Source organism: Streptomyces sp. NPDC054765, from assembly GCF_053612065.1.
The window spans coordinates 1-23,600 of record NZ_JBSHBP010000026.1; the positions used below are offsets into that span (position 1 = coordinate 1).

Annotated in this window: 24 protein-coding genes and 2 pseudogenes; 10 read left to right on the forward strand and 16 right to left on the reverse strand. The window is 71.4% G+C overall.

What is annotated here, in order from left to right; all coding sequences use genetic code 11:
- Positions 1 to 372 precede the first annotated feature (372 nt).
- Together ACWGJY_RS18310 and ACWGJY_RS18315 are read right to left on the reverse strand one after the other, a co-directional pair.
- A complete protein-coding gene (locus tag ACWGJY_RS18310) occupies positions 373 to 765 on the reverse strand; it encodes a DUF3592 domain-containing protein (protein ID WP_453261835.1) in 393 nt (130 codons plus the stop codon).
- 307 nt (positions 766 to 1,072) lie between these two features.
- On the reverse strand, positions 1,073 to 1,258 hold the full coding sequence (locus ACWGJY_RS18315) for a hypothetical protein (RefSeq protein ID WP_453261836.1): 186 nt from the start codon (positions 1,256 to 1,258) through the stop codon (positions 1,073 to 1,075).
- 12 nt (positions 1,259 to 1,270) lie between these two features.
- Between ACWGJY_RS18315 and ACWGJY_RS18320 the strand changes: the two genes are divergently transcribed.
- Together ACWGJY_RS18320 and ACWGJY_RS18325 are read left to right on the forward strand one after the other, a co-directional pair.
- Positions 1,271 to 1,678: an amidohydrolase family protein gene (locus tag ACWGJY_RS18320; RefSeq protein ID WP_453261837.1), complete on the forward strand. Its 408-nt coding sequence runs from the start codon at positions 1,271 to 1,273 to the stop codon at positions 1,676 to 1,678.
- 8 nt (positions 1,679 to 1,686) lie between these two features.
- A complete protein-coding gene (locus ACWGJY_RS18325; RefSeq protein WP_453261838.1) occupies positions 1,687 to 1,845 on the forward strand; it encodes a hypothetical protein in 159 nt (52 codons plus the stop codon).
- A 43-nt stretch (positions 1,846 to 1,888) separates the two neighbouring features.
- Here ACWGJY_RS18325 and ACWGJY_RS18330 read toward each other — a convergent pair whose 3' ends face one another.
- On the reverse strand, positions 1,889 to 2,692 hold the full coding sequence (locus tag ACWGJY_RS18330) for a methyltransferase domain-containing protein (RefSeq protein ID WP_453261839.1): 804 nt from the start codon (positions 2,690 to 2,692) through the stop codon (positions 1,889 to 1,891).
- Positions 2,693 to 3,128: 436 nt separating this feature from the next.
- Between ACWGJY_RS18330 and ACWGJY_RS18335 the strand changes: the two genes are divergently transcribed.
- The gene (locus tag ACWGJY_RS18335) at positions 3,129 to 3,383 is read left to right on the forward strand and encodes a hypothetical protein (protein ID WP_453261840.1); all 255 of its coding nucleotides are present in this window, start codon (positions 3,129 to 3,131) and stop codon (positions 3,381 to 3,383) included.
- Between the two features lie 121 nt (positions 3,384 to 3,504).
- On the opposite strand, the pseudogene ACWGJY_RS18340 reads toward ACWGJY_RS18335, so the two are convergent.
- The 5 genes and pseudogenes from ACWGJY_RS18340 to ACWGJY_RS18360 all read right to left on the reverse strand — a co-directional run.
- Positions 3,505 to 3,780 (reverse strand): annotated as a pseudogene (locus tag ACWGJY_RS18340) (alpha/beta fold hydrolase); the annotation flags it as partial.
- Between the two features lie 114 nt (positions 3,781 to 3,894).
- Positions 3,895 to 4,902 carry an alpha/beta fold hydrolase gene (locus ACWGJY_RS18345; protein WP_453261841.1) on the reverse strand — a complete coding sequence of 336 codons (1,008 nt, stop codon included), beginning with the start codon at positions 4,900 to 4,902 and terminating at the stop codon, positions 3,895 to 3,897.
- Between the two features lie 312 nt (positions 4,903 to 5,214).
- Positions 5,215 to 6,414, reverse strand: a complete 1,200-nt coding sequence (locus ACWGJY_RS18350; RefSeq protein ID WP_453261842.1) for an MFS transporter — start codon at positions 6,412 to 6,414, stop codon at positions 5,215 to 5,217.
- 133 nt (positions 6,415 to 6,547) lie between these two features.
- Positions 6,548 to 8,356 carry a M4 family metallopeptidase gene (locus ACWGJY_RS18355; RefSeq protein WP_453261843.1) on the reverse strand — a complete coding sequence of 603 codons (1,809 nt, stop codon included), beginning with the start codon at positions 8,354 to 8,356 and terminating at the stop codon, positions 6,548 to 6,550.
- 271 nt (positions 8,357 to 8,627) lie between these two features.
- Positions 8,628 to 8,921 (reverse strand): annotated as a pseudogene (locus ACWGJY_RS18360) (helix-turn-helix domain-containing protein); the annotation flags it as partial.
- Between the two features lie 188 nt (positions 8,922 to 9,109).
- On the opposite strand from ACWGJY_RS18360, the gene ACWGJY_RS18365 reads away from it, so the two are divergent.
- Complete coding sequence (locus tag ACWGJY_RS18365; protein ID WP_453261844.1) at positions 9,110 to 9,247, forward strand: hypothetical protein; 138 nt, start codon at positions 9,110 to 9,112, stop codon at positions 9,245 to 9,247.
- 17 nt (positions 9,248 to 9,264) lie between these two features.
- Here ACWGJY_RS18365 and ACWGJY_RS18370 read toward each other — a convergent pair whose 3' ends face one another.
- The 4 genes from ACWGJY_RS18370 to ACWGJY_RS18385 all read right to left on the reverse strand — a co-directional run bounded on the left by ACWGJY_RS18370 (position 9,265) and on the right by ACWGJY_RS18385 (position 11,618).
- Positions 9,265 to 9,555 (reverse strand): hypothetical protein, encoded by a 291-nt coding sequence (locus ACWGJY_RS18370; RefSeq protein ID WP_453261845.1) that lies wholly within the window; start codon positions 9,553 to 9,555, stop codon positions 9,265 to 9,267.
- A gap of 383 nt (positions 9,556 to 9,938) precedes the next feature.
- Complete coding sequence (locus ACWGJY_RS18375) at positions 9,939 to 10,124, reverse strand: hypothetical protein (RefSeq protein ID WP_453261846.1); 186 nt, start codon at positions 10,122 to 10,124, stop codon at positions 9,939 to 9,941.
- Between the two features lie 129 nt (positions 10,125 to 10,253).
- On the reverse strand, positions 10,254 to 10,517 hold the full coding sequence (locus ACWGJY_RS18380; RefSeq protein ID WP_453261847.1) for a hypothetical protein: 264 nt from the start codon (positions 10,515 to 10,517) through the stop codon (positions 10,254 to 10,256).
- Positions 10,518 to 10,529: 12 nt separating this feature from the next.
- Positions 10,530 to 11,618 carry a PP2C family protein-serine/threonine phosphatase gene (locus ACWGJY_RS18385; protein ID WP_453261848.1) on the reverse strand — a complete coding sequence of 363 codons (1,089 nt, stop codon included), beginning with the start codon at positions 11,616 to 11,618 and terminating at the stop codon, positions 10,530 to 10,532.
- 364 nt (positions 11,619 to 11,982) lie between these two features.
- Between ACWGJY_RS18385 and ACWGJY_RS18390 the strand changes: the two genes are divergently transcribed.
- On the forward strand, positions 11,983 to 12,909 hold the full coding sequence (locus ACWGJY_RS18390; protein ID WP_453261849.1) for a DMT family transporter: 927 nt from the start codon (positions 11,983 to 11,985) through the stop codon (positions 12,907 to 12,909).
- 55 nt (positions 12,910 to 12,964) lie between these two features.
- Here ACWGJY_RS18390 and ACWGJY_RS18395 read toward each other — a convergent pair whose 3' ends face one another.
- Together ACWGJY_RS18395 and ACWGJY_RS18400 are read right to left on the reverse strand one after the other, a co-directional pair.
- Complete coding sequence (locus ACWGJY_RS18395) at positions 12,965 to 13,324, reverse strand: hypothetical protein (RefSeq protein WP_453261850.1); 360 nt, start codon at positions 13,322 to 13,324, stop codon at positions 12,965 to 12,967.
- Between the two features lie 12 nt (positions 13,325 to 13,336).
- Complete coding sequence (locus ACWGJY_RS18400) at positions 13,337 to 13,729, reverse strand: PPOX class F420-dependent oxidoreductase (RefSeq protein WP_453261851.1); 393 nt, start codon at positions 13,727 to 13,729, stop codon at positions 13,337 to 13,339.
- Between the two features lie 359 nt (positions 13,730 to 14,088).
- On the opposite strand from ACWGJY_RS18400, the gene ACWGJY_RS18405 reads away from it, so the two are divergent.
- The 3 genes from ACWGJY_RS18405 to ACWGJY_RS18415 all read left to right on the forward strand — a co-directional run bounded on the left by ACWGJY_RS18405 (position 14,089) and on the right by ACWGJY_RS18415 (position 18,935).
- Entirely contained in the window at positions 14,089 to 14,640 is a 552-nt protein-coding gene (locus ACWGJY_RS18405; RefSeq protein ID WP_453261852.1) for a MarR family winged helix-turn-helix transcriptional regulator, read from the forward strand.
- Positions 14,637 to 17,252 carry an MFS transporter gene (locus ACWGJY_RS18410; protein ID WP_453261853.1) on the forward strand — a complete coding sequence of 872 codons (2,616 nt, stop codon included), beginning with the start codon at positions 14,637 to 14,639 and terminating at the stop codon, positions 17,250 to 17,252. The genes ACWGJY_RS18405 and ACWGJY_RS18410 overlap by 4 nt, the downstream gene beginning before the upstream one ends.
- Before the next feature lie 222 nt (positions 17,253 to 17,474).
- Positions 17,475 to 18,935 (forward strand): SDR family NAD(P)-dependent oxidoreductase, encoded by a 1,461-nt coding sequence (locus ACWGJY_RS18415; protein ID WP_453261854.1) that lies wholly within the window; start codon positions 17,475 to 17,477, stop codon positions 18,933 to 18,935.
- Here the strand turns inward: ACWGJY_RS18415 and ACWGJY_RS18420 are convergent.
- The gene (locus ACWGJY_RS18420; RefSeq protein WP_453261855.1) at positions 18,914 to 19,918 is read right to left on the reverse strand and encodes a LysR family transcriptional regulator; all 1,005 of its coding nucleotides are present in this window, start codon (positions 19,916 to 19,918) and stop codon (positions 18,914 to 18,916) included. The genes ACWGJY_RS18415 and ACWGJY_RS18420 overlap by 22 nt on opposite strands.
- Positions 19,919 to 20,031: 113 nt before the next feature.
- Between ACWGJY_RS18420 and ACWGJY_RS18425 the strand changes: the two genes are divergently transcribed.
- Positions 20,032 to 20,649 carry a maleylpyruvate isomerase family mycothiol-dependent enzyme gene (locus tag ACWGJY_RS18425; protein WP_453261856.1) on the forward strand — a complete coding sequence of 206 codons (618 nt, stop codon included), beginning with the start codon at positions 20,032 to 20,034 and terminating at the stop codon, positions 20,647 to 20,649.
- A gap of 93 nt (positions 20,650 to 20,742) precedes the next feature.
- Here the strand turns inward: ACWGJY_RS18425 and ACWGJY_RS18430 are convergent, their stop codons facing one another.
- Entirely contained in the window at positions 20,743 to 22,773 is a 2,031-nt protein-coding gene (locus ACWGJY_RS18430) for a M3 family metallopeptidase (RefSeq protein ID WP_453261857.1), read from the reverse strand.
- Between the two features lie 272 nt (positions 22,774 to 23,045).
- Between ACWGJY_RS18430 and ACWGJY_RS18435 the strand changes: the two genes are divergently transcribed.
- On the forward strand, positions 23,046 to 23,483 hold the full coding sequence (locus ACWGJY_RS18435) for a CBS domain-containing protein (RefSeq protein WP_453261858.1): 438 nt from the start codon (positions 23,046 to 23,048) through the stop codon (positions 23,481 to 23,483).
- Positions 23,484 to 23,600: the final 117 nt, after the last annotated feature.

Here is a 23,600-nt window from a genome sequence, read left to right on the forward strand (position 1 = left end):
CGTCTGGACACTCGCCCGATCGCAACGTCGAACATCACCTCCTCCGATCCCTCAACCGCTGCGATCACTCACATCACGCGACCTCACGTCGCACGGCTGCCTCCAGCTTCACCTCGCCGCTACGACGGCGAAGCGACGGTGGTCTTCCGCCTCCGTCCGACGGCAATTGAGTACACCTCACCCGTGGAAACGAGGCCGTTGTCCCAGGTGGGGCGATCCGCCGTCGCAGTAAATGCGCGGTTACCGCGACGCCGGGGGAGGCCCCTGCACAGGACGGATGCCCACAGATGGCACTTCGCCGTAGCTATACGAAAACCGGGCCCGGTCCGTCCGGCTTGCCTCCCGCGTCTCCCGGAGGGGCGGGCCGACGGTTCAATGGCCGGCGAGCATCACCATCGCGCAGACCATGAACCCGGCGCCGGCCACGAGGGGAAGACCGAGGGTGGTAACTCGCATGGAGGGGAGGTCGATGCGTGCGGTCTCCGGCGCGCCGGGGAGGTAGACCACCGGGGCCTGGCCGCCGAGGGGCAGGCCCTTGACGCCGGAGGCTCTGCCCTCGAACTCGTGCGGACTGCCCTGGGCGTCGACGAAGTTGACCACTGCGAAGTAGACGGTCCCCTCGTTGCTCCTGCTGCTGCGGTGCCGGACCACCACTCCCTCGACGCGGACCCCTTCGCGTCGGAGGCGGCGCTGGAGGGCGAACTCGCGGATGGCGTACCCGAACCCCACGAAGCCGATGAGTATGAACAGTACCGGCAACCCCACCGTTGCATCATCTCCTCTGTGTCCCACGGTTCTTGTCGCGTCTCCAGTCGTAGCAGAGGACGATGCGCCGAGTTGATCGGGTTCCCGGTGGAGCAGCCAGGACTCAGTGGTCCGGGGGCGCCGGTCAGTGGGTGTGGTCCTTCAGACGCGCTGTCTCCAGGGCGATGCCGACGGGGCGGCCCGGTTCTCAGGTTGAAGGCCAGGGCGAGGTGCAGCGGGTCGACGCCGACGGTCAGTGCCTCGTGCGGTATCCGGTCGCCGCGGATACGTGAGGCGGTCGGCGAGTGCGGTGAGTCCGGCGGCGTCGCTAGCTGCGTACCGCAGCCAGGCCCTGGTCGTACAGGTCAAGAATGTTGCCCTGCCCGTTGCCTTCGAGCCATGTCGCAGTGGCGGCGTCGAAGCACGCGAACGCTGTCGCGACGATGGCGCGGGCTTGCCCTCTGCCCGTCCCCGAGGGCGCCGGCCTGGCTTCGTCGATCACCTCGGGCTTCACCAGCCGCCCTCTATGCCGGCCGACAATCCCCCGTGGCGTGGCCTCGGGAAGCTCCTGGCACTCGCCGAGTTTCCGAACGTCTCCGTCAAGTTGTCGGGCGTACCGACCCTGTCGACCACCTCCTACCCGTACCCGGACATCTGGCCCTACCTCGAGCGGGTACTCGACGCGTTCGGTGTCGACCGATGTATGTGGGCGACGGATCAGCACCGTGTCTTCGGTCGTCCCCACGGCTTCGCCCCGGTGCCGCGGCATCCCGGCTACCACTCGTACGCCCAGGGCCTGCACTACCTGCTCGACAGCGGCGAATTCTCCGAGCCGGAGAAGACCGCGCTGTTCGGCGGCACCGCGCGCCGGATCATGGGATGGGCGAACGCGTCCCCGGATACCGGCGAAGCCGTCGCTGAGGGGACGGGCTGACCGCGGGTATGAAGCGTGTAGTAGCGGCCGACCAGGGTGGGGTTGCGGAGTGGATCGCGCAGGACCGGGCCTGCGCCCAGGTCCTGCGCCGGACCCCCGGTTACGGCGTGACCGGGGAGGACATGGGCAACCCCGGCCGGAAGCCGGCGAAGCCCGACCGGGCCTGAGCGGGGCGAGGGCTGACGCTTCGTCAGGCCGTCGGCGAGCCCGTCACGGACGACGCCCCCAGGCCGAGATCATTGGCGCGGTGGCCAGATCGAGGCGGCCGTCGGCGACGTGTGCCAGATGGCGGTCGATCTCCTCGTCCGTGGCGAGCCCGGCTGCCACGAGCCGGCCGCGGATCTGCCGCACGGTGGCGGCCTCCAGGACGGCGCAGGCCGGTGAGGTGATCGGGAAGTACGCGTCCGCCCGTACGTCCGCGAGGCCCGCCTCGCGCAGCAGACGCGGCAGGGTCCGGCCATAGGTGAGGTCCGCGCCGCGCTGCGCCATCAGCTCCCGGAAACCGGCCCGCAGCCGGTTCGCCAGCCGCTGCTCGGCGCCCGACTCGTCCGGGCACAGCAGCGGTTGCAGCCCCGGATCGGCGTCCTCCAGGAGCAGCCGGCCGCCGGGGCGCAGTGCCTGAACCATCCGGCGCAGCGCCTCGGCGCGGTCGGCGACATGCGTGAGCACCAGCCTGGCGTGCACCAGGTCGAAGCCGCCGGGCGGCGGCGGATCGGCCGCCACATCGTGCCGGAGCACCTCGATCACGCCGTCCGCGATGCCCCGGGTCCAGGACACCTCGATGTCCGTGGCGACCACCTTGCCGGCCGGGCCGACCCGTTCGGCCAGCCCCGCGGGAACCGAAGGGCCGCCGGCACCGACCTCCCAGCAGCGCATGCCCGCGGCGATCCCGAGCTGGTCGATGTGCCGGAAGGTCACCGGGTCGAACAGCTCGGCCAGGGCGTGGAAGCGCTCGCCCGCCTCCGGCTGCCGGTTGTCGAGGAGGTACCCGTCGTCCGGTCCGTGTTCGCTCATGCGCTAGAGCATCTCAGGGCGGGGTTGCCCGCCGGTGACCCGACCCCCGTCACGCTCATCCCGCCCCACCGGACACCCGTGATGACGAGTAGTCAGATCAAATGGGTTTTCCGTGTGGTCCGTCGCCTCCCCGAACGGGCGACAGGGGAACGGTGCTTCTCCGACGGCCGGTTCGGACCACGGTTGGCACCCGCTTCTCTCCCGTCGGGCGATCGGGCCGACGCCGAACAGGCCGTCTGCGGCTGCGTGTTGGGGATGCGGCGACCCTGCGCGGGGGTCCGGCCGGGGCCGCCGCGGCCGGGGGAATTCCCCGCGCGCACCCGGTGGACGGTTACTCCGACTCGCGCAATTCATGTGGAGTCAGGTTTTGGGGGGTTCTGTGAAGGTGATGCCTGAAAAGGTCGGTATACCCCTTTGATCCTCCTGAGGAGCAGACATGCGCATCCGCGCCGCGATCGCAGCCAGCGCCCTTGCCACCACTATCGTCATGGGCGGTGCGAGCGCCGCCGTGGCTCACGGCAAGGACAAGGACCGCCACCACGGCCACCACTACAACCACCACCGCGGCAACGGCCACTACGGCTCCTGCTGGCTCTCCGCGGGCGTCATCGACCGCGTCGGCCCGATCTTCAACGAGGGCTGCGAGAGGGGCGGCTGGGGCTGGGGCGGCGGCGACCGCGACTGGAGGTAATTCGGACAGCTGTCCATCCGGTGCCGGCCGATACGACCACAGGTTCGTTCGGCCGGCACCGGCTGTCTGTGCGTACCGGTCGCCCGGGGCTCCCCGCCGGCCGCCGCCGTGGCGCCCCGCGTCAGCTGTTGAGGAAGGCCGGCAGGTCGGCGTTGAAGCCGTCCTTGGACGGGCCGATCGCCGAGAGGCCGTGCGGCGCACCCGGGTAGACCTTGAGCGTGGCGTTCTTCACCAGCTTCACCGACTTCTCGCCCGCGGCCACGAGAGGCACGATCTGGTCGTCGTCACCGTGCACGATGAGGGTGGGGACATCGAACCGCTTGAGGTCCTCGGTGAAGTCGGTCTCCGAGAACTGCTTGACCCAGTCGTACGCCCCCTTGAGCCCCGTCTGCATGGATCTCCGTGCCGTCGGTGGTGGTGAGGGTGCCCACGAGGTGGTCGGTCCTTTCCTGCCGTTCACCGGTGTACGAGAGGCGGCCGTGGGGGCCGGGGGCGGTGGCCTCCGGGACGGTCAGCGGCGGTCCGTCGGCAAAGTGGCGGCGCCCCGCCGCCTGCGCGCACCGGCGACGAGCCCCGCGCCGGCGACCACGGCCAGACCGGCCAGCGTGCCGAGGCCCATGAACACCAGGGGCTTGGTCCCCGTCGCCGCCAGGGCGGGTTTCCCGGCCGGCCTGGCGGTGGCGGCGTCCAGGATGAGGGCGGTGACCTCACCCGGGTGGGAGATCATGGCGACATGCGAGGAGTTGACCTCGACGGTGTGGGCGCCGGCGCGGCGGGCCTCGAACCGTTCGAGGTCCGGGGCGATGGATCTGTCCTGGGTGGCGACCAGCGCCCATGAGGGGATGGTCTTCCAGGCCGCGGCGGTGACCTTGTCGGTGAACGCCGTGGCGGAGATGGGCCGTTGAGCGGAGGCCAGCACCCGGGTCGTGGCGAGGGGGAGGTCAGCGGCGAAGACCCGGTGGAACATGCCGGGCTGCAGATACAGATCGGTCCCGCCGGTGCCGTCGGCGTTGCGGAACGGCACCGGCCGCAGCGCGGAGTTGAGTTCGCTGCCCCGGAACCCGGCCGCCAGCCGCCCGAGTTCCTCGCCCTTGTCGGGCATGAAGGCGGAGATGAACACCAGCGACTTCACCTGGGGATTGCCGGCCGCCGCGCTGCTGATCACGGCACCCCCGTACGAGTGGCCGGCCAGCACGACCGGGCCTCGGATGCTCTTGAGCACGCTGGATATGTAGGCGGAGTCCTGGGGCAGACCACGCAGCGGATTGGCCGGCGCGACGACGGTGTACCCGGCGCGCTGCAGCCGCCCGGCCACCTGGTTCCAGCCGGAGGCATCGGCGAACGCGCCGTGCACCAGCACCACGGTGGGCTTGGCCCCTGCCTGCCCGCCCTGCCCTGCCGCACCTCCGTCGGCGGTGGCCGGTCCGGTGGCAGCGGCAAACAGGGCGGCGAGCAGGGCAGTGACGAGATACCCACGCCGACGACGGCTCAGCGGGCCCGGGGTGGACGGTGTGGCCATGCGATTCTCACTTCTCCGCCTCGCCGGGGAGGCTGTCGGATCGGGGGATTGCCGGATCTCAGCGTTTCCGCCCTCGGCCGGAAGGGCGTGTGGTGAGGGGCAGCAGAGTGAAGGCGGCCGACCATCCGGGTGGTGTCCGTACCTGCCGTGCATCCCTGGGTCCCTGCGCACACGAGGTCCCGTCCGGGCCGGGCGGTTTCGCGGGGGACACGGCGCCCGTCGACGCCGGGGTGTTCACCCGGGGCCGGCGGAGCTGAGGGTGCGGCTCGCGCCGGGCGGGTAAGCGGCGGTCCGCCGGTACTGCCGGAGCGGTCAGGCGTCGGCCGTCGGTGGCCGGCGCAGCACGTAGAGGCCGACGGTCACGGCGAGCACGATGACGCAGGCGGAGAAGACCAGGCCCGCGTCGCGCAGGCCGAGCGCCAGGGTGAGCGCCCCCACGCCGACGACCGGCAGGGAAATGCCGAGGTAGGCAACGAGGAAGAAGGCCGAGATGGTGCCGCCGCGGTGCTCGGGTGGTGCCGCGCGGCTCACGGCGGTCAGGCCGGCGCGGAACGCCAGGCCCTGGCCGACACCGCCGCACACCGCGCCGGCGACCAGTACCGGAAGCGAGGTCACGGCCAGCGAGGTGGCCACGAGCACGAGGCCCACCACCAGCACCAGACAGCCACCCGGCAGGGCCTTGCGTACGCCGATCCGTTCGGTGAGGGACTGCCCGGCGGTCGATGCCAGGAACACCGTGAAGACGATGAGCCCGGCAACGGCCAGATTGTGCACACCCAGGGTCTGGCCGACGAAGCTCGGCGCGACCGCGGTGAACAGCCCCAGGAGAGAGAAACCGGCGAACGCGGCGACGGCCGAGGGGGTGAAGACGCCCCGTACTTCCGGTGGCAGCCGAAGGCCCTGGGGCCGCAGTTTGCGGGGACGGTGCGGATGCTCGACGGTCTCCGGCAAGAGCCGGGTCGCCACGGCCGCGACGGCCACCAGCACGAGATGCACCAGGAACGGCAGGGTCAACGGCCAGGGTGTGTACTGGGCCAGCAGCCCCGACAGCAGCGGGCCGCAGCCGAGGCCGCCCATGTTCGCGGCGGTGGCGGCGAATCCCGCGTGCGCCTCCTGGCCGGGCTTCGCGAGCTCCAGCACGGTCGCCGTGGCCGCGCCGCTGAACAGCCCGGCGGCAAACCCGGACAGCACCCGCCCCAGCAGCAGCATCGGCAGCCCGCCCTCGAAGAGGAAGCACAGCGCGCTCGCCGCCGACAGCCCCAGTGCGCAGAACAGCACCGGGCGCCGGCCCACTTCGTCGGAGAGGTTGCCCGCGAGCAGCAGAACCGTGATCACACCGAGTGCGTACACGGCGAAGACCACGGTCACCATCAGCTCGGAGAACCCGAGCTGCTCGCGGTAGAGCCCGTACAGCGGGGTGGGCAGGGTCGTCCCGGCCATACCGATCGCGAACACGCCCGCCGCCACCGGATAGCCGAGCCGCCGGTTGCCGCTCGTGCGCTCGCTGATCATGGTCTCCAACGTAGGCGTCCGTCGGCCGTGCCGTCGAGAACCACGGGAGGGACCCGCGGGCCGGGCCTGCCGGGACGAACGTGGTGCCCCCGCGAGCGGCGGGGGCACCACGCCGGGCCTGTTCCGGTGCGGATCAGTGCTTGGCGGCGGGCGCGTTGGCCGCCGTCACATTCACGGCGGCCCAGGCCTTGTCCACCGTCTTGTACTCGGTGCTCCCGGCGCCGTACAGGTCCTTGGCCGCGTGCAGGGTCGCGGTCCGGGCGTCATGGAAGTCGGTCGTGGAGACCATGTACCGGGTCAGCGCCCGGTAGAAGATCGCCGTTGCCTTGCTCCGGCCGATGCCGGTCACGTGGGAGTCGTCATACGTGGGCGAGTCGTAGGCGACGCCACCGATCGTCTTCTTGCCGCTTCCCTCGGCGAGAAGGTAGTAGGCGTGCGAGGAGACCCCGGAGCCGGCGTGCACCTCGGTGTCGTAGGACGCCTTCGACCAGTAGTCGACCGTGCCTTCGAGCTTGTCGAGGGACGGCTTGTCCAGACGGCGCAGGAACTTCTGCTGCAGGCCGAGCTTCTCGCCCATCAGATAGTTCGGCGGGTTCTTCGGGTTGTTGGTCGAGAATTCGACCGCGCTGCCGAAGATGTCCGCCAGCGACTCGTTGAGGGAGCCGGGCTCGCCGAACTGGTTCCCCTCCGCGTCGACGCGGGTGGGCTGGAGGTTGGCCGTCGCGTCGACGACGCCGTGGGTGAGCTCATGGCCCGTGACGTCCAGTACGACCAGGGGCTTGGCGAACGTCTTGCCGTCACCGTCGCCGTAGAGCATGCAGCCGCAGTCCGGGGACCAGAAGGCGTTGCCGACCTTGTTGCCGAAGTGGACCAGGGCGTGCGCCCCGCGGCCGTCGTTCTTGATGCCCTTGCGGCCGAAGGTCTTCTTGTAGAAGTCCAGGGTGCTGGTGACGCCGTACTGGGCGTCGACCGCGGCGGTCGCCCGGTTGCTCGTGGTGCCGTTGCCCCAGCGGTTGGTGGTGCTGGTGAACGCCTTGCCGTCGGTGAACTTCTCCAGTTCCTTGCCGCCGGCGTCCCGGGTCTCGGTGTTCCCGCGGGTGGAGTCCTTGAGGGTGAAGGACTTCTGCGCGGTCCGGGTGGTCGACAGCGGCACACTGCCGACGAAGAAGGACGAGCCGGAGCCGGTGGCCGCGGACGGGAACCCGGCAGTCGTGGCCGCCTTGTCCGTGGCGAGCGGGGTGGGAGCAGGCGTGCCGGACGAGGGGTTGAGCCGCTCGCCCCGTGCCCGCAGCTTGGCCTGGAGGGCCGGCGACAGGAACGAGTCGTTGGCCGGGGCGTTGCTCAGCACCGCTCCGGAGGCCGCGTCGATGACGACCGTCCGGGCGCCGTCGGCCTCGGCGGTACGGCTGTCGGCCACCTGCACCCGATAGGCCAGCGTGGTCCGGTTGTCACGGGCGTCCACGACCAGTTCGGCCGCACCGGCCTGGCCCTTCGCCACGGCGGCGGCCTTCGTCCGGGCCTCCGTGGCCGACAGCTTCGGGTCGGTGTCGGGCACGTCGACCTGGTGACGGTAGGCCCGGGTCACGCTCTCGTAGGCCGACGTGGCGGTGAGGTGGACGACGAGGTCGCCACCGAGCACCGGCAGCCCGCGGTGGGTGCGTAGGAAACGGACATGCTGCCGGCCGTCGGGGTCGACGAGCGCGTCCGTGGCCTTGAGGGTGTCCTTCTTGCCGACTCCGGTGGCCGACGCGTGGGCATACGCGGCGGCGCGGGCCGCGTCCACGGCCTTCTGGAGAGCGGGAGTCGAGGAGGAGGGGGCAGCGACCGGCGAGGCCGCGGGGGAAGCGGAGGCATTGCCCGCCACTCCCGCCGCGAGGGTTGCGGCCGTCGTCACTGCGACGGCGATGGCCAGACGGTGTCTGCGTATGTGGGGTCTACGCACTACGGAGGTCCTTAGCGCTGCGGGGGCGGTCGGCTGGCCAACCGCCCGTACGCGCGGTGCTGTTGTGCACCACGGGGGCCGCGGGGCCCCGCGCAAACCCTGGTATGTCTGGCATGGGCATGTAAAGCAAAATGATCAGGATTCAAGATTCCTGGTCGAAATTTAACAATTGGTCAGCTTTAAGTAGCCAGAAGGTGACCAACGGTGCTCCATGGGAGAGACATGGAGTGGCGCGAAATGGTTGCTCGGAAGTCGAGCCCAACTGCGGGTGCTAGCGGGGCGACCTGGTCCGCCCCGGCCGGCCTGCACCGAAGGTGCGTCGACAGGCGCCGGAAGTGGTGCCGCGGGCGGCCCGGAAGTGGCGCCGCAGACTGACCGCGGAGGCGAGCCCGACCCGGGTGGCGACGGCCTCCACCGGCAGATCGGTCTGTTCGGGCAACGCCCGTGCCGCATCGAGGCGTTGGCCGAGCAGCCACGGCCCGGGGCTGGCCCCGAGGTGTTCGGCGAACCGCCGGGCGAGGGTGCGGCTCGACACCCCGGCCCGCTCGGCGAGGCGGGCGAGGGTGGGCTGAGGATTGCCGTTCAGGCCGACGGCGTGACGCCGGCCGAGGCCGCACCGGGGATCGTACGGCGCCGGCTGCCGAGGACCGCGTACGCCCGAGGACCGCGTACGCCCGGGGGCGGCTGATCGACTTCGCCCCGGGCAGGGCCTGGCCCGAGGCCGACGAGCATGCGGCCGAGGAGCGCCATGGCGTGCTGAGCGGGGAGGTGATCGAGGGCGAGGAACGCCACGGGCCCGGCAATTACGTGGTGTTCGCGCCCGGCAGCCGCTATCGGCCGCGTACGGAGCGGGGTGCGCGGATGCTCTCGATCATGGTGTTGCCGCGCTGACCGGCCGGGCCGCCGGGCTACGAAGGGAAGAGTTCGTCGAGGGACGCCTCGGCCCGCTCTCCGCCGCGTACGGCTTCGACGACGGCCTGGTGGAAGGTGCGGCTGGCTTCTTCGGAATGGCACGGGACGGGGCTGCCGGCCATGGTGTACCAGTCCGTGGCTCCGGTGTACTGCACAGCTACATGAGCCAGGTCATCCGACCAGGTCGTATGGATGGTCAGGTCGCCGTTGATCACGCCGATCTCCGCGGTGCGGACCGCGCCCGGTAGGGCGTGGATCCCGACAGTGGTCCAAGATGCCCAGGTCATGATGTTCCCCTCGGCGGCAAGGGCCCCGGCCGGCGGCCGGGCGCGGTGACTCAAGTTTGGCACTTGAGGTGCGGGAGCGCACCGCATGCGGGGGCTCGGATTCCGCAAGAGCCGCGGGACCTGGGGCGGGCCCCGGCAGCCGGTGGTTCTCGCGCTTGCGCACCGCGGCATCACCGCGCCGTACGGTCGCCTCTCGGTCCGTGGTTGCCGGCTCTGCGCCGGTGAGGTAGGAGTCCAGGGTGCCGGGCCCTTCGGGCAGCGCCCTCGCCCGCCGGATGAGCTCCGTGGGGCGAGGGCGGCGCGCGCAGGGCGTCGCGCCGGCTGCTTCGGCCGTCTTGCCACGGTGTGCCCTCGGGCCGGGGCCGGAAGGCCTCAGGGAAAGCTCAGTCGATGACCGTATGGAAGAAGGTGACGGCGGCACCGAAGGCGGCGCCGCCGACGAGGGTTGCGGAAGCCGGGGTGCCGCCGTTGCAAAAGGTGAGCACACCGGCGCCGATAGCGGTGAGGGCGCCAAGCAGAAAAATGACGGCGGCGCGCTGACTCAGCAGGGTTGATCTGTTGTCGGACACATCAACTCCGATCTGCGCGGGAGCGACGGATCGCTCGGTGCGGATGCTGATGCTCTGACTGATCTTCTCATCCCACTCCCCGGATTTTCGGCAGCACACGAGGAAATTCCGAAAGGGCCACGGAATGCATCAATATGGCCTTCGGCGCCGGGATATGGCCACGGTCATCAGGCAGCTGCCGGACTCCTGGCGGAGACCGGCTTCGCCGAGGACCGTCCCGCCAGGGCTTACGGGGCAGCGCTCGGGCGGTCCGACAGCGCGGTCCCATGGCGCGGACCGATCGACGCCGGCCTCGCCCGCCGGGCCGAACCGGTCCCCCTCCGCGTCGATGACCCCGTCGAGCGTGATGTTCTCGGTGACGATCAGGTCCGTATCCCGGCCTCCCGTCAGCATCCCGGCCTCCCGTCAGCGTTCGGCGCTGGTTTCACCGGGGGCGCCCCGCCTGCGGTGCTCCACCTGCCGGGTGATCGCGAGGACCGCCATGTCGTCGTCGCGCGGCCCGCCGGTCCAGCGCTCGACATCCCCCGCCAAGCGGTCGATCACCTCCCGCGGCCCCCGGAACGGCCCGTGGCCCGCCAGCTGTGTCGCGGGGTCGTAGAACGCTCCGGAACGGTCCCTGGCTTCGGTCACCCCGTCGGTGACCAGCAGCAGGGTGCTGCCCGCCGGGAACGGCCGGTCGGTGGGGACGGGGCGCGCGGCGCCCAGCGCGCCCATCCCCAGCGGAAGGCCCGGATCGCCGGCATCCAGCGGGCGTACCTCGTCCTCATGGCAGAGATAAGGCGCCGGATGGCCGCAGTTGAGCAGCCGCAGCGCCGTGGCGCCCGGGACGATTTCGCAGATCAGGGCCGTGATGAAGCCTTCGAGCCGGTTCTCCTCGGAGGTGTGCTCGCTCTCCCGCAGCAGGGCCTGCTCCATCCGGTCGGCCAGCGCCGTCAGCTCACGCTCCTGCTCGGCGGCCTCACGGAACGCGCCGAGCAGCACCGACACCGCGCTCACCGCCCCCAGCCCCTTGCCGCGTACATCGGCGATCAGCAGCCGGACACCGAACGGGGTCCGCTGGACGGCGTAGGCATCACCGCCGATCCTGGCCTCGCTCTGCGCCGCCTGGTAGCGGGCCGCGATGGCCAGCGGACCGATGCGTTCCGGCGGTGCGGGCAGCACGGCACGCTGGGCGGCCTCCGCCACCGAACGGACGACGTCCAGATGGCGTCCGTAACGGGCGACCACCCGGTTGACCCCGACGCCCATGAGCGCGGCGAAGACGGTGTTGATGAGCTCCAGATGGCCCGCGAGCGCATGGACGGTGCCGTCCCGTACCGTCAGCACGAGGACGCCGACGACAATGGCGGCACCGATCGCCAGGGTGTGCCGCAGGGAGAACAGCGCACCGGCCGTCACGCTCGCCGCCGTCAGCATCGGGTCGCCCCAGTAGTCCGCCGGCGAGAACGCGTCCCAGACCAGCCCTCCGACGACCAGGACGCTCGGAGCGAACACGACGTATCGGGGCCATCGCTGGGAGAAAGAGGGCATAGGAATTCCTGACCAGCCATCCATGTCGGGTAGCAGGAATATGCCTGTTCCAAGCCGATTTATACGGCGCGCTTCGGTGGACGGGGGATGCCTGCGGGGCGCCCTCGCCCACAGCCTGCGCTCGCCGGCGTCCCGGTCGGCCCGCAGATACATCACTCCTTCGGGGCGAGCCGGGCGGATGCGCGGACAGCGGCGTCCGGGCCGCCGGGCGGTGCCGTCGGCCTCCGGTTAGCGTCGAAGCCCGGTACAGCGCCACCCCGCGCCGCCCGGCCACCGGCGGTGGCGCGGCCCGTCCCGGCGCCCGGGTGGCCGACGAGGAGGTGGGTGCGTGGCCACATGGCCGGCCGTCCTGTTCGCCTTGCTCGCGGCGGCCGGCAATGCGCTGGCCACCGTGCTGCAGCGGCGCGCGGCCCGTACGGTCCCGCTGTCCACCGGTTTGCGCCTCGGTCTGCTCGTCGATCTGCTGCACCGTGCCGTCTGGCTCGGCGGGATGCTCGCGGTCATCGCCGCGGCCTGCTGCCAGGCGCTGGCACTGTCGCAAGGAGCGCTGTCGGTGGTGCAGCCGCTCTTCGTCCTCGAACTGCCCCTCGCCCTGCTCATCGGACGGGCCGTCCTCGGCGGACGGATCTCCCGCGGCGGATGGACGGGCGTGGCCCTGCTCGTCGTCGGCCTCGGCTGCGCCCTCGCGGCCGCCGCGCCCACCATCGGTACCCCCCACGCCCCGTTCAGCCGCTGGGTGCCCGCCCTCGTGGTCTGCGCCACGGTGATCGCCACGGCGGCCGGCGCCGCGCTCCGCCGGGGAGCGGGCGGTGTACGGGCGGCCTGCTTCGCCGGGGCGACGGCGGTCGCCTACGCACTCACCGCGGCCCTGATGAAGGACGCCACCCACGCCTGGCAGAGCGGCGGCCCCGCCGCGTTCTTCACGGCGTGGCAGACCTATGGCTTCGCCGCCGCCGGAGTGACGGCCCTCTTCCTGCTGGAAAACGCCATGCAGTCCGGCCCGCTGACCGCCTCGCAGCCGGTCCTCACCCTCGGAGACGCGCTGGTGAGCCTGTCGCTCGGCATCACCCTCTACGACGAACGGGTCCGGACCGGCTGGTGGCTGCTCCCCGAATGTTTGGGCATCGCCCTGGTGCTGTGGGGCGCCATGCTGCTCTCCCGCGTGGCACTGGCCCGGGACCTGACAGGCGCCCGGAGCACGGCGCCCGCAGTCGCCCGCGAGGCCGGTACGGAGCCCGGCGCGGCGGATACCTGAGCGCCCGCGCGATGCCCCACGCCCCCGGGCACGGCCGCGCCCGGTGCCCGTCGGCTCAGCGCATCACGTGCTTGGCCCGGGTGTGGTCCAGCAGCCCCGCGAGGGACAGATCGCTGCCGTAGCCGGAGTGCTTGACCCCGCCGTGTGGCATCTCCGGCACCGTGGTGCCACGGGTGTTCACCCGCACTGCCGCGAACGCGGCCACCAAGGCCTCGCAGCGGCGGTGGTGCACCAGAAACCGGGTGAGCGCGGTGCAGTCCTGGCCGGCGTTGTGGTAGGCGCAGACCACATTGAGCACGCCGGCCGGCAGACTCTCCGCGGCGGTCCCGGCGAGCACCGCGGTGGACGACGGGGTGGTGCCGGCGTGCTGGAGGACCGTGGTGTGCCTGCCGCGAGCGCCGGGGCGACCTTCCATGCGGGCTCCTGGTCAGCCCGTACCGCTGATGCTCTGCGGCTTGATGACGAAGAGCACGCGCTCCTGGTCGCGGCCCCCGTACCAGGGGTAAGGCCGCCCGAGGTACTTCTGGGCGAGCCGCTCGATGTGCTCGACCGCGCCCTCGGCCGTGGTCTCGACCACCCGGCCGCGCACCTGGAAATAGCGCGAGGGGTTGTCCGGGTCGCAGACCGTGACGGCCACCCGGGGGTCGCGCCCGATGTTCCGGGTCTTCACATGGGTCCGGACGCTGTTGATCAGCACATGGTCGCCGTCGGTGTCGACCCAGGTCTGGGTCAGCTGAGGCGAGCCGTCGGGCATCGAGGTGGCCAGAAAGCAGGTGCTCGGCCGGCGCAGCAGCGCGAGAAGTTCAGAGGGAAGGTGCACAGCGGTCTCCCGGCCGGTCGGATGCGGGGGTCTGTCCGGTTTCTTGCGCCGCGTGGTGTGCGTGCGCTGCCCGGTAGGGGCGTGGCGGAGCATATACGCGCCGGTCCGCGCCGTGATCTCCGGCCGGCGCACCGGAGGGGCCCGGAGCGTACGGCCGTCGGCCGGGTCTCGTCTCCGCCCTCCTCGTCGCCGGGGCCCGGCTCCCTCAGGCGTCCCCGGCGGCTGCCGCCTCCGTCGCGTCCCGCCTCCCGGGCCCCGGTGTCGAGTGGTGTGAAGCAGTCGGTTCCAGCCGCTATGCTTGCTGGATACAAGCAATGTATTCAGCAAGACCGACGACATCACCGCGAAGGATCACGACGATGAGCAAGGGCACGGTCCATGCCTGCGACCGGGCTGCCCCGCAGGTCACCGCCTCGTCGAGGCTGGATGAGGCCGCCGCCGGGCTGGGGACGGAGATCGTCCGCTTCTCCCGGCTGATCGCGGCCTGGAAGCAGCGGGCCAAGACCGACGGCGGCGCTGCCGACCGGGTGCTGCTGGCCAGGCTGGTGGTCGGCGGGGACCAGCGGGCGACCGATCTGGCCGCCGATGCGTTCCTCGATCTGTCGACCGTCAGCCGCCAGGTGCGCTCGCTGGTCGAGCGGGGCCTGGCGGCCCGCCGCCCCGACCCGGAGGACCGCCGCGGGTCGTTGCTGGCGGCGACCGAAGCGGGGCGTGCCGCGTTCGCGCACTACCGCCGGCAGCGTGACGCCGAACTGGCCGGGCTTCTCGAACCGTGGTCGCCCCAGGACCGGGCCGACCTGATCCGGTTGCTGGGCCGTCTCAACGAGGACATGGCAGAACGACAACACACACGGCTGGGGCCCGGGGGAGACCAGGGTGCCGCCGTGGAGCAGGGAGACATACGTACATGAGCACAGCCACCTCCCCGCCCGCCGCGGGAGCCGAGGCGATACCCGAACCAGGAACCCTGAGCCACCGTCAGATCCTCACCATCCTCAGCGGCTTGATGCTGGGGATGTTCCTGGCCGCGCTCGACCAGACCATCGTCAGCACCTCCATCCGGACCATCGCCGACGATCTGCACGGCCTGAGCCAGCAGGCCTGGGCGACCACCGCCTACCTGATCACCTCGACGATCGCCACACCGCTGTACGGCAAGCTGTCCGACCTGTACGGGCGCAAGCCGTACTACCTGGCCGCGATCACCATCTTCGTCACGGGCTCGGTGCTGTGCACCTTCTCCACCTCGATGACCGAACTCGCCGCGTTCCGGGCGGTGCAGGGTCTGGGCGCCGGTGGTCTGATGTCGCTGGCGCTGGCGATCATCGGTGACATCGTCCCGCCCCGGGAACGCGCCCGCTACCAGGGCTACATGCTGGGCACCTTCGCCACCTCCAGTGTGGCCGGGCCGCTGATCGGCGGGGCGCTCGCCGGACAGGACCAGCTGCTGGGCATCACCGGCTGGCGCTGGGTCTTCCTGGTCAACGTCCCGATCGGCATCGTCGCGCTGTTCGTGGTCGCGAAGGTGCTCAACATCCCGCACACCAAGCGCGATCACCGTATCGACTGGTGGGGCGCGCTCACGATCTCCGTCGGCGTCGTTCCGCTGCTGCTCGTCGCGGAGCAGGGCCGGGAGTGGGGCTGGGACTCGTCCCGGTCGATCGCCTGTTACGCCATCGGCGTCGTCGGCATCATCGCCTGGATCTTCGTCGAGCGGTGGATCGGCGACGATGCGCTGATCCCCATGCGGTTGTTCCGCAACGGCACCTTCAGCAAGACCAGTCTGCTGTCCGTGCTGATCGGTATGGGCATGTTCGGCGGGATGCTGATGATCCCGCAGTACCTCCAGATCGTGAAGGGCGCCAGCCCCACAAAGTCGGGTCTGGAAATGCTGCCGCTGATGGCGGGCATGTTCATCGCCTCCATCGCGTCGGGCCAGATCACCTCCAAGACCGGCCGCTACAAGATCTTCCCGATCATCGGGACCGCGCTGATGGTCGCGGCGATGCTGCTCTTCCACTTCCGGGTCCAGTGGGACACCCCGCTGTGGGAGACCATGGTGTACATGCTGGTCTTCGGCCTGGGCCTGGGCGGCTGTATGCAGACCCTGGTGCTGGCCGTGCAGAACGCGGTGCCGCCGCGGGACATGGGAGTGGCGACCGCCTCGTCCACGTTCTTCCGCCAGATGGGCGCCACCGCGGGTACCGCGATCTTCCTGTCGGTGCTGTTCAGCACGGTCGGTGACAAGATCTCCTCGGCGTTCAAGGACGCCGCCTCCACCGAGCGCTTCCAGGCCGCACTGCACGACCCCGCGGTGCTGCACGACCCGGCGAACAAGCCCGTGCTGGACATGCTCAAGCACCCCGGCAACGGCAACTCCTCCGGTGTGCTGAGCGATTCGTCGTTCATCCAGCACCTCGACCCGCGGCTGGCGGAGCCGTTCAAGCGCGGCTTCGCCGACTCGATGCACACCGTGTTCCTCATGGGCGCGGTCGTCGTCGCCCTGGCCTTCGTGCTGATGTGGTTCATCAAGGAGGTGCCGCTGCGGCAGATCTCCGGTCTGCAGGCACGTGCGCAGGCCGACGCCGAGGCGGAGGCCGCCAAGGGCGCGCCGGGTGCCGTCGACGGTGCGGCGGACGCTGCGGACGCGCAGGGGCCGGCCGGGCCGGCCGCTCCGGCCGCCGACGCCGTACCGCTCCTCGCCGACGCCGTACCGCTCCTCGCCGCGACTCCCGCGGACGCCGCGGACGGTGCGACCGGCCCGGTGATCCGGGGAACGGTGCGGGACGGCGACGGCAGGCCGGTGGCGCAGGCCGCGGTCACCCTCATCAGCGTCGGCGGCCGGCAGCTCGGCCGTACGTCGACCGGGACCGACGGTGGCTACGCCCTGCCCACGACGGGCGCCGGCACCTATGTGCTGATCGGCTCCGCGGGAGCCCGGCGCCCGCAGGCCGTGACCGTGGTGGCCGGCCACGAGCCGGTGTCGTTCGACCTGACGCTGAGCGGCGCGGCCGGCCTGACGGGCGAGGTCCGTGAGGAGAAGGGCGACGACCCGGTGCCCGGTGCACTCGTCGTGGCCACCGACGTACGCGGCGAGGTCGTGGCCTCGGGCGTGGCGGGCCAGGACGGCGGCTTCGCGTTCGGTGAACTGACCCCGGGCAGCTACACCCTGGCCGTCAGCGCCGAGCACCACCGCCCGTCCGCCCTCCAGGTGGAGGTCACCACCGGCGACCGCAACTGGTACGAGGTGCGGCTGACGCTCGGCGCCCAGGTCCGCGGCACCGTCCGCACGGTACGCGGCGGTCCGGTGGACGACGCCCGGGTGACCCTGCTGGACCCGGCCGGCAACGTGGTGGCCACCGCCACCAGCGCCCAGGACGGCGAGTATGTCTTCACCGACCTCGACAGCGGCGCGTACACCCTGATCGCGGCCGGCTATCCGCCGGTCGCCGCCCCGCTGAAGCTGGGGGCCGCCGGGCACAGCGAGTTCGACATCGAGCTGAGCCACGACCAGGCGACCTGACGAACGGCGCATGTCACGGGTGGGGCCCGGCGGGGAAGGTGCGCCGGGCCCCACCCGTGACCGGCCAGGAAGCGAGGGCTTCCGCACGGGCCGCTGCCGGACCCCGGCACCGCGCTCGCCCCTCCGGCGCACCCCACCGGGTTTGGCGCTGCAGCCCCCGGCTACGTACAGTTCCGCCGGAGCTTGAATAGAACACACGATCCCAGGGAAGCGGCAGCGGCGATGACGGTGACCGAAACAGGCCGGGCCGATGGCACGGGTATCGACTCGGAGCGGATGGCGGTCTGCCTGAGTGTCCTGGAGGAGCTCGACGCGCTGCCCGTCGACCATCCGGACGCGATCACCATACGGCGCGCCACGGCCGGCATCTACCGCACGGTGAAGCAGCGCCGCCGGCAGGAGCGCCGGGCGGCCAAGACCGCCAACGACAGGGCCGTGACCGCCGCCACCGCCACCGGTGCGTCGGACCGGATCGACGACGAGACACAAGGACTGGCCCTCGCCAGCTCCGTGACCACACAGATCGCCGGAATCCTGCAGCGGCCCCGGTCCTGTTACACCTGCAAGTCCCGATACGTCGAGGTCGACGCCTTCTACCACCAGCTCTGCCCGCCCTGCGCCCAGGAGAACCGGGCGCGCCGTGACGCCCGTACGGACCTCACCGGCAGGCGCGCACTGCTCACCGGCGGCCGGGCGAAGATCGGGATGTACATCGCCCTGCGCCTGCTGCGCGACGGCGCCCACACCACCGTCACCACCCGCTTCCCGAACGACGCCGTCCGCCGCTTCAAGGCGATGCCGGACAGCGCGGAGTGGCTGCACCGGCTGAAGATCGTCGGAATCGACCTCCGTGACCCGGCCCAGGTCATCGCGCTCGCGGACGCGGTGAGCGCCGAGGGCCCGCTCGACATTCTGATCAACAACGCCGCCCAGACCGTCCGCCGGTCGCCCGAGGCGTACGGACAGCTGATTGCCGCCGAGTCCGCGCCGCTGCCCGCCGGGGAACTGCCCGCCTCCCTCGTCCTCGGCCACTTCGGCAGCGGCACCCCCGCCGCCCTCACCGCCGCGTCTGCCGCACACAGCGCGCTGACCGCCGAGGACCTCACCGCCCTCGCCCTGACCACCGGCTCCGCCTCGCCCGCCCGGATCGAGGCGGGCACCGCGATCGACGCCGGCGGCCTCGTCCCGGATCTGCAGGCGTCCAACAGCTGGATCCAGAAGGTGGACGAGGTCGACCCGGTCGAGCTCCTGGAAGTCCAGCTGTGCAATATGACCGCGCCCTTCCTGCTGGTGAGCAGACTGCGCCCGGCGATGGCCGCGGCACCCGCCCGCCGCAAGTACGTGGTGAACGTCTCCGCGATGGAAGGCCAGTTCAGCCGCGGCTACAAGGGCCCCGGCCATCCGCACACCAATATGGCCAAGGCGGCGCTGAACATGCTCACCCGGACCAGCGCCCGGGAGATGCTGGACACCGACGGCATCCTCATGACGGCCGTGGACACCGGCTGGATCACCGACGAGCGCCCGCACCCCGACAAGATGCGACTGGCCGACGAGGGCTTCCACGCGCCCCTCGACCTGGTCGACGGAGCGGCCCGGGTGTACGACCCGATCGTCCGCGGCGAGCAGGGCGAGGATCTGTTCGGCTGCTTCCTGAAGGACTACGCGCCCGCGGCCTGGTGATCCCGACCGCCGGTCGCCGGGGGCCGGAGGGGGATGGCGGCCCCCGGCTCGACCGGTGGCTTCGCGGGGGCTCCCGGTACGGGAAGCCCGGTGCGCAGCCTTCCCAGGAGCGCCCTGGCCGCGGGTCCGGCGGGCCCCTGCGTCCGCCAGGTCAGGGCGACCCGGCCGCGGGGCTGCGGCGCGGTGATCTCCAGTGTCCGCAGACCGACGGCTGCTGCCTCGCTCGCCGGCAGCGCCGGGAGGACGGCCACGCCGAGGCCCCGGGCCGCAAGCCGCGCCAGCACCTGCGGCGCCGCCGCCTCGAAGGCGATACGGGGCCGGAACCCCGCCTGTGCACAGGCGCGTTCGAGCACCCCGCGCAGACCGGTCCCGCGCGGCAGGCTGATCAGCGGCCGGTCGCGGAGGGCGGCCAGCGGGACGCCCGTACGGTCGCCGTACGCCGTCAGCAGGGCATCGTCCGGTGCGACGGCGGCGACAAGGGGCTCGTCCACCACGAGCCGGCAGGAGACGCCCGGCGGCGGTTCCTCGTCCGCGAGGCCGAGCACGGCGAGGTCGAGGTCACCGCGGTGCAGTGCGGCGAGCATCCGCTCCGAAGTGTCTTCACCGAGGGAGATCTCGACCTGCGGGTGCTCATCGTGGAAATCGGCCAGCAGGGAGGCCAGATCGAATCTGCCGTTACCGGCACCCGATATCAGGCCGACCCGGACGCGACCGCGCAGCAGCCCGCTGAACTCGTCCACGGTCCGGCGTAGTTCCTCGACGGCAGCGAGCGCGGCGCGCGCATGGCTGAGGACGGCCTCGCCCACCTCCGTCGTGGTCACCGAACGGCCGGAGCGGTCCAGGAGCGGCTGCCCCAACTCCTTTTCGAGCTGCCGGATCTGCGCACTCACCCCGGGCTGCGCCAGATGCAGCCGGGCGGCGGCACGGGTGAAGTTGGCCTCCTCCACCACCGCGACGAAGTACTGCAGCTGCCGAAGTTCCATAACTGCCGATTCTAAGGAGGAGAACAGCAAGCTCTTGGACTTATGGCGAAAGGCACAAGATCCTTGAGGCCAGGGGGAAACCCGGGGGATGAACCGTCACGGGGAGAACAGGGATGAACATCGAAGCGGCGATCGCGGCCGAACGCAGGGAACTGGCCGGCCTGTTGGACGGTCTGACGGCCGGGCAGTGGGAGGCGCCGACGCTGTGCACCGGATGGCGGGTGCGGGAGGTCGCGGCCCATATGTCGATGGGGTTCCGCTACGGGCTCCCCAAGATGGCCGCCGAACTCGTCAGAGCGGGCGGCAACATCCACCGGATGGCCGACCGGTGCGCCCGCAGGGACGCGGCCGCCGCCTCGACGGGGGAGCTGGCCGGCTTCCTCCGGGACAACGCCCACCACCCCTGGAAACCGCCGGTCGGCGGCATCGCCTCCGCGCTGGGGCACGATGTGGTCCACGGCCTGGACATCACCGTCGCCCTGGGCCTCGGCCGGAGCGTTCCCGAGGACCGGCTGCGCCTCCTCCTGGAGAAGGTCACTCCCAGATCCGCGAAATTCTTCGGAGCCGACCTCAGCGGGACCGAACTCCGCGCCGACGACCTCGACTGGTCCTTCGGCACCGGAACGCCACTGTCCGGCGCGGCCCAGGACCTGCTGCTGGTCGCGTTCGGCCGCAAGCTCCCGCCGGGCCGCCTCCACGGTGAGCGCTGCCACCGGTTCGTCGCCGGCTGAGCCCCGGCCGCGGGGCCGGCGGCCCCTCCGCCACCACGGAGCGGCCGTCGGCCGTACACCACCGGGCGTCTGTGCCCGCGTGGCCCGCGAAGGTCAGCCGTCCAGGCCGTGGCGCGCCAGCAGCGGCGCGAGCTCCGGGTCCCGCCCGACCACCGCGCGAAACGCCCCGAGCGGGTCGACACTGCCGCCCTTGCTGAGGAGTTCCCGGCGGAAGATCTCACCGCTCTCGCGGATCGTCTTCCCGTTCTCCCGGAACCAGCGCACGGTATCGGCATCCAGCACTTCGGCCCAGCGGTAGCCGTAGTACCCGGCCGCGTAGCCGCCGCTGAAGACATGGGCGAAGTACCCGGTGCGATAGCGCGGCGGGATCGCGGCCATGGCCAGCCCGTAGCGCTCCAGCGCTGCTGTCTCGAACGCCTCGGCCTCATCGGGCCCCGGGGCGTCACCGTCGGCGGACAGGGTGTGCCAGGCCCAGTCCAGCACGGCGGCGGCCTGGTGCTCCACCATCCGGAAGCCCGCGCCGAAATTCTCCGCCTCGCGCAGCCGGGCCGGGAGTTCGGGCGGCATCGGCTCGCCGGTGACATGGTGCCGGGCGTAGTGGGCCAGTACCTCCGGCCGGTCCGCCCACATCTCGTTGACCTGGGAGGGGAATTCCACGAAATCGCGGGGTACCTGGGTGCCGGACAGCAGCGGATAGCGCACATCGGAGAACAGGCCGTGCAGCGCATGCCCGAACTCGTGGAACAGCGTGTTGACCTCGCTCCAGGTCAGCAGTACCGGTTCACCCGCCGGCGGTTTGGCGACATTCAGGTTGTTGACCACCACCGGCCGGTGGCCGAGCAGGCGGGACTGCGGCACGAGCGCGTCCATCCAGGCGCCGCCCCGCTTGGACCCGCGGGCGTGGAAGTCGCCGATGTACAGGCCGAGGGGGCTGCCGTCGGCGTCGTGCACCTCGTAGATACGGGCGTCCGGGTGGTACGACACCAGGTCGGGGCGCCGGGTGAAGGTGATCCCGTAGACCAGGCCGGCGGCATGGAAGACACCGTCGTGCAGCACGGTCTCCAGCTCCAGATAGGGCCGCAGCACCGCCGCGTCGAGGTCGAACCGCTCCCTGCGCACCCGCTCGGAGTAGTACTGCCAGTCCGCCGCGCCGATCTCCGCGACCCCGGCCGCCTCGGCCAGGGCCGCGCCCTCGCGCTCGGCATTGGCGACGGCGGGGGCGACCAGCCGTGTGAGCAGATCCTCGACGGCGTCCGTGGTGCCGGCGGTCCGGTCCGTGACTTCCCAGGCGGCATGACTGGGGTAGCCGAGCAGGCCGGCGCGCTCGGCACGCAGCGTGGCCAACGCGACGGCGATCGCGCCGTTGCCGGCCGCGCCGCGCCCGAGGGAGGCGGCGAGCAGCCGCTCGCGCAGCGCGGGATCGTCGAGCGCGGCCAGCTCGGTCTGCTGGGAGAAGTTCTTCAGACGCAGCACGAACTTGCCTTCGTGCCCCAGCTCCCGGGCCTGCGCGGCGGCGGCCGCGATCTGGTCCGCGGGCAGACCGGCCAGCTCCTCGGCGCTGTCCAGTACGAGCGCCGCGGCAGCGGTATCGGCCCGGAGGTTCTGCCCGAACTCGGTGCACAGGGCGGCGATCTCGGCGTTCAGCTCGCGCAGGCGCCGCTGCTGCTCCGGGGCGAGCCGCGCACCGGCCCGGACCCGGCGGTTGTGGTGCTGCTCCAGCAGCTGCAGCTGCTCCGCGTCCAGCCCGAGCCGCTCGCGTTGTCCGAAGAGCGCGTCCAGCCGCGCGAACAGCGCGGAGTCGAGCAGCAGCGCATCGTCATGGGCGGCCAGCCGGGGAGCGATCTCGACCTCGATCGCCTGGATCTCGTCGTCGGTGTCCGTCGCGGCCTTGTTGGCGAACACCCTGCGCACCCGGCCCAGCACCGCGCCGCTGCGCTCCAGTGCCTCCACGGTGTTCTCGAAGGTCGCCGGTTCGGCGCAGGCGCCGATCGCCGCCACCTCGTCCAGCTGGTCGGCTGTGCCCCGTGCGAAGGCGGGGGGAAAGTGCTCGTTCCGGATCCGCGCGAAAGGCGGCAGTTCGTAGGGCAGTTCGCTCGGCTCGAAGAAAGGGTTCGACGTCGTCACAAAGGCCGAGACTACGCCCGGAGGTGACGCGCGGTCCCGCGGTCGCCCCATCACGCCTGGCTGCGCGGGGAGTTGGCACCCGCAAGGTGCGGTGGCGGCCGGAGGTGCGGGCGGTCCCGGTGCTTCGTCTTCCCCGCCTCGCGTCCCGCCGCACGGCGAGCGGGCCGCTCCCGCCGCGGCAGCACCGTGCGGGCCGTTCCCGGTGAGCGTCGTGGGGCCATTCGTGGTGTGATCGAAGAAAGGCACATCACACTCCTGAAGCAGGAGGAATCATGGCCAGCAAGCTGCGAGCCCGCGACATCATGTCCGGCGGAGCGCGCTGTGTGGGTGCACATGAGTCATTGATGGACGCGGCGAAGATGATGCGGGACCTGGGTGTCGGCTGCCTGCCCATCTGCGGTGACAACAACAGACTCATGGGCATGATCACCGACCGCGATATCGTCGTCACTTGTTGTGCCGAGGGGGTCGATCCGGCGACGGTGCAGGCCGGTTCCATGGGCGGCAAGCTCCACTGGATCGACGCGGATGCGGACGCCTCCGAGGTCCTGGCGACCATGGAGGAGCACCACATCAAGCGCCTGCCGGTGATCGACGTCAAAGGCGGCCACCGCCTGGTGGGCATGATCACCGAGGCCAACCTCGCCAAGAACCTCAGCGACGCACAGATCGCGGAGTTCGCCAGTCGCGTGTACGCGACCGCCGGCTGAGGTGCCTGCCCCGGTGGCGGCACCGATGCGCCGCCGAGGGGGAGGCGTCGTTCCGGCCGGGCGCCGTACGGCGCGCCCGGACTGCCGCGGCGGGGCGGTTTCCCCAGCGGTCCGATG

Coding starts and splice junctions, on each gene's coding strand:
- ACWGJY_RS18320 (WP_453261837.1), top strand. CDS start 1,271: ATGCCGGCCGACAATCCCCCGTGGCGTGGCCTCGGGAAGCTCCTGGCA.
- ACWGJY_RS18325 (WP_453261838.1), top strand. CDS start 1,687: ATGAAGCGTGTAGTAGCGGCCGACCAGGGTGGGGTTGCGGAGTGGATC.
- ACWGJY_RS18330 (WP_453261839.1), bottom strand. CDS start 2,692: ATGAGCGAACACGGACCGGACGACGGGTACCTCCTCGACAACCGGCAG.
- ACWGJY_RS18335 (WP_453261840.1), top strand. CDS start 3,129: ATGCGCATCCGCGCCGCGATCGCAGCCAGCGCCCTTGCCACCACTATC.
- ACWGJY_RS18345 (WP_453261841.1), bottom strand. CDS start 4,902: ATGGCCACACCGTCCACCCCGGGCCCGCTGAGCCGTCGTCGGCGTGGG.
- ACWGJY_RS18350 (WP_453261842.1), bottom strand. CDS start 6,414: ATGATCAGCGAGCGCACGAGCGGCAACCGGCGGCTCGGCTATCCGGTG.
- ACWGJY_RS18370 (WP_453261845.1), bottom strand. CDS start 9,555: ATGACCTGGGCATCTTGGACCACTGTCGGGATCCACGCCCTACCGGGC.
- ACWGJY_RS18380 (WP_453261847.1), bottom strand. CDS start 10,517: ATGCTGACGGGAGGCCGGGATACGGACCTGATCGTCACCGAGAACATC.
- ACWGJY_RS18395 (WP_453261850.1), bottom strand. CDS start 13,324: ATGGAAGGTCGCCCCGGCGCTCGCGGCAGGCACACCACGGTCCTCCAG.
- ACWGJY_RS18405 (WP_453261852.1), top strand. CDS start 14,089: ATGAGCAAGGGCACGGTCCATGCCTGCGACCGGGCTGCCCCGCAGGTC.
- ACWGJY_RS18410 (WP_453261853.1), top strand. CDS start 14,637: ATGAGCACAGCCACCTCCCCGCCCGCCGCGGGAGCCGAGGCGATACCC.
- ACWGJY_RS18415 (WP_453261854.1), top strand. CDS start 17,475: ATGACGGTGACCGAAACAGGCCGGGCCGATGGCACGGGTATCGACTCG.
- ACWGJY_RS18420 (WP_453261855.1), bottom strand. CDS start 19,918: ATGGAACTTCGGCAGCTGCAGTACTTCGTCGCGGTGGTGGAGGAGGCC.
- ACWGJY_RS18425 (WP_453261856.1), top strand. CDS start 20,032: ATGAACATCGAAGCGGCGATCGCGGCCGAACGCAGGGAACTGGCCGGC.
- ACWGJY_RS18435 (WP_453261858.1), top strand. CDS start 23,046: ATGGCCAGCAAGCTGCGAGCCCGCGACATCATGTCCGGCGGAGCGCGC.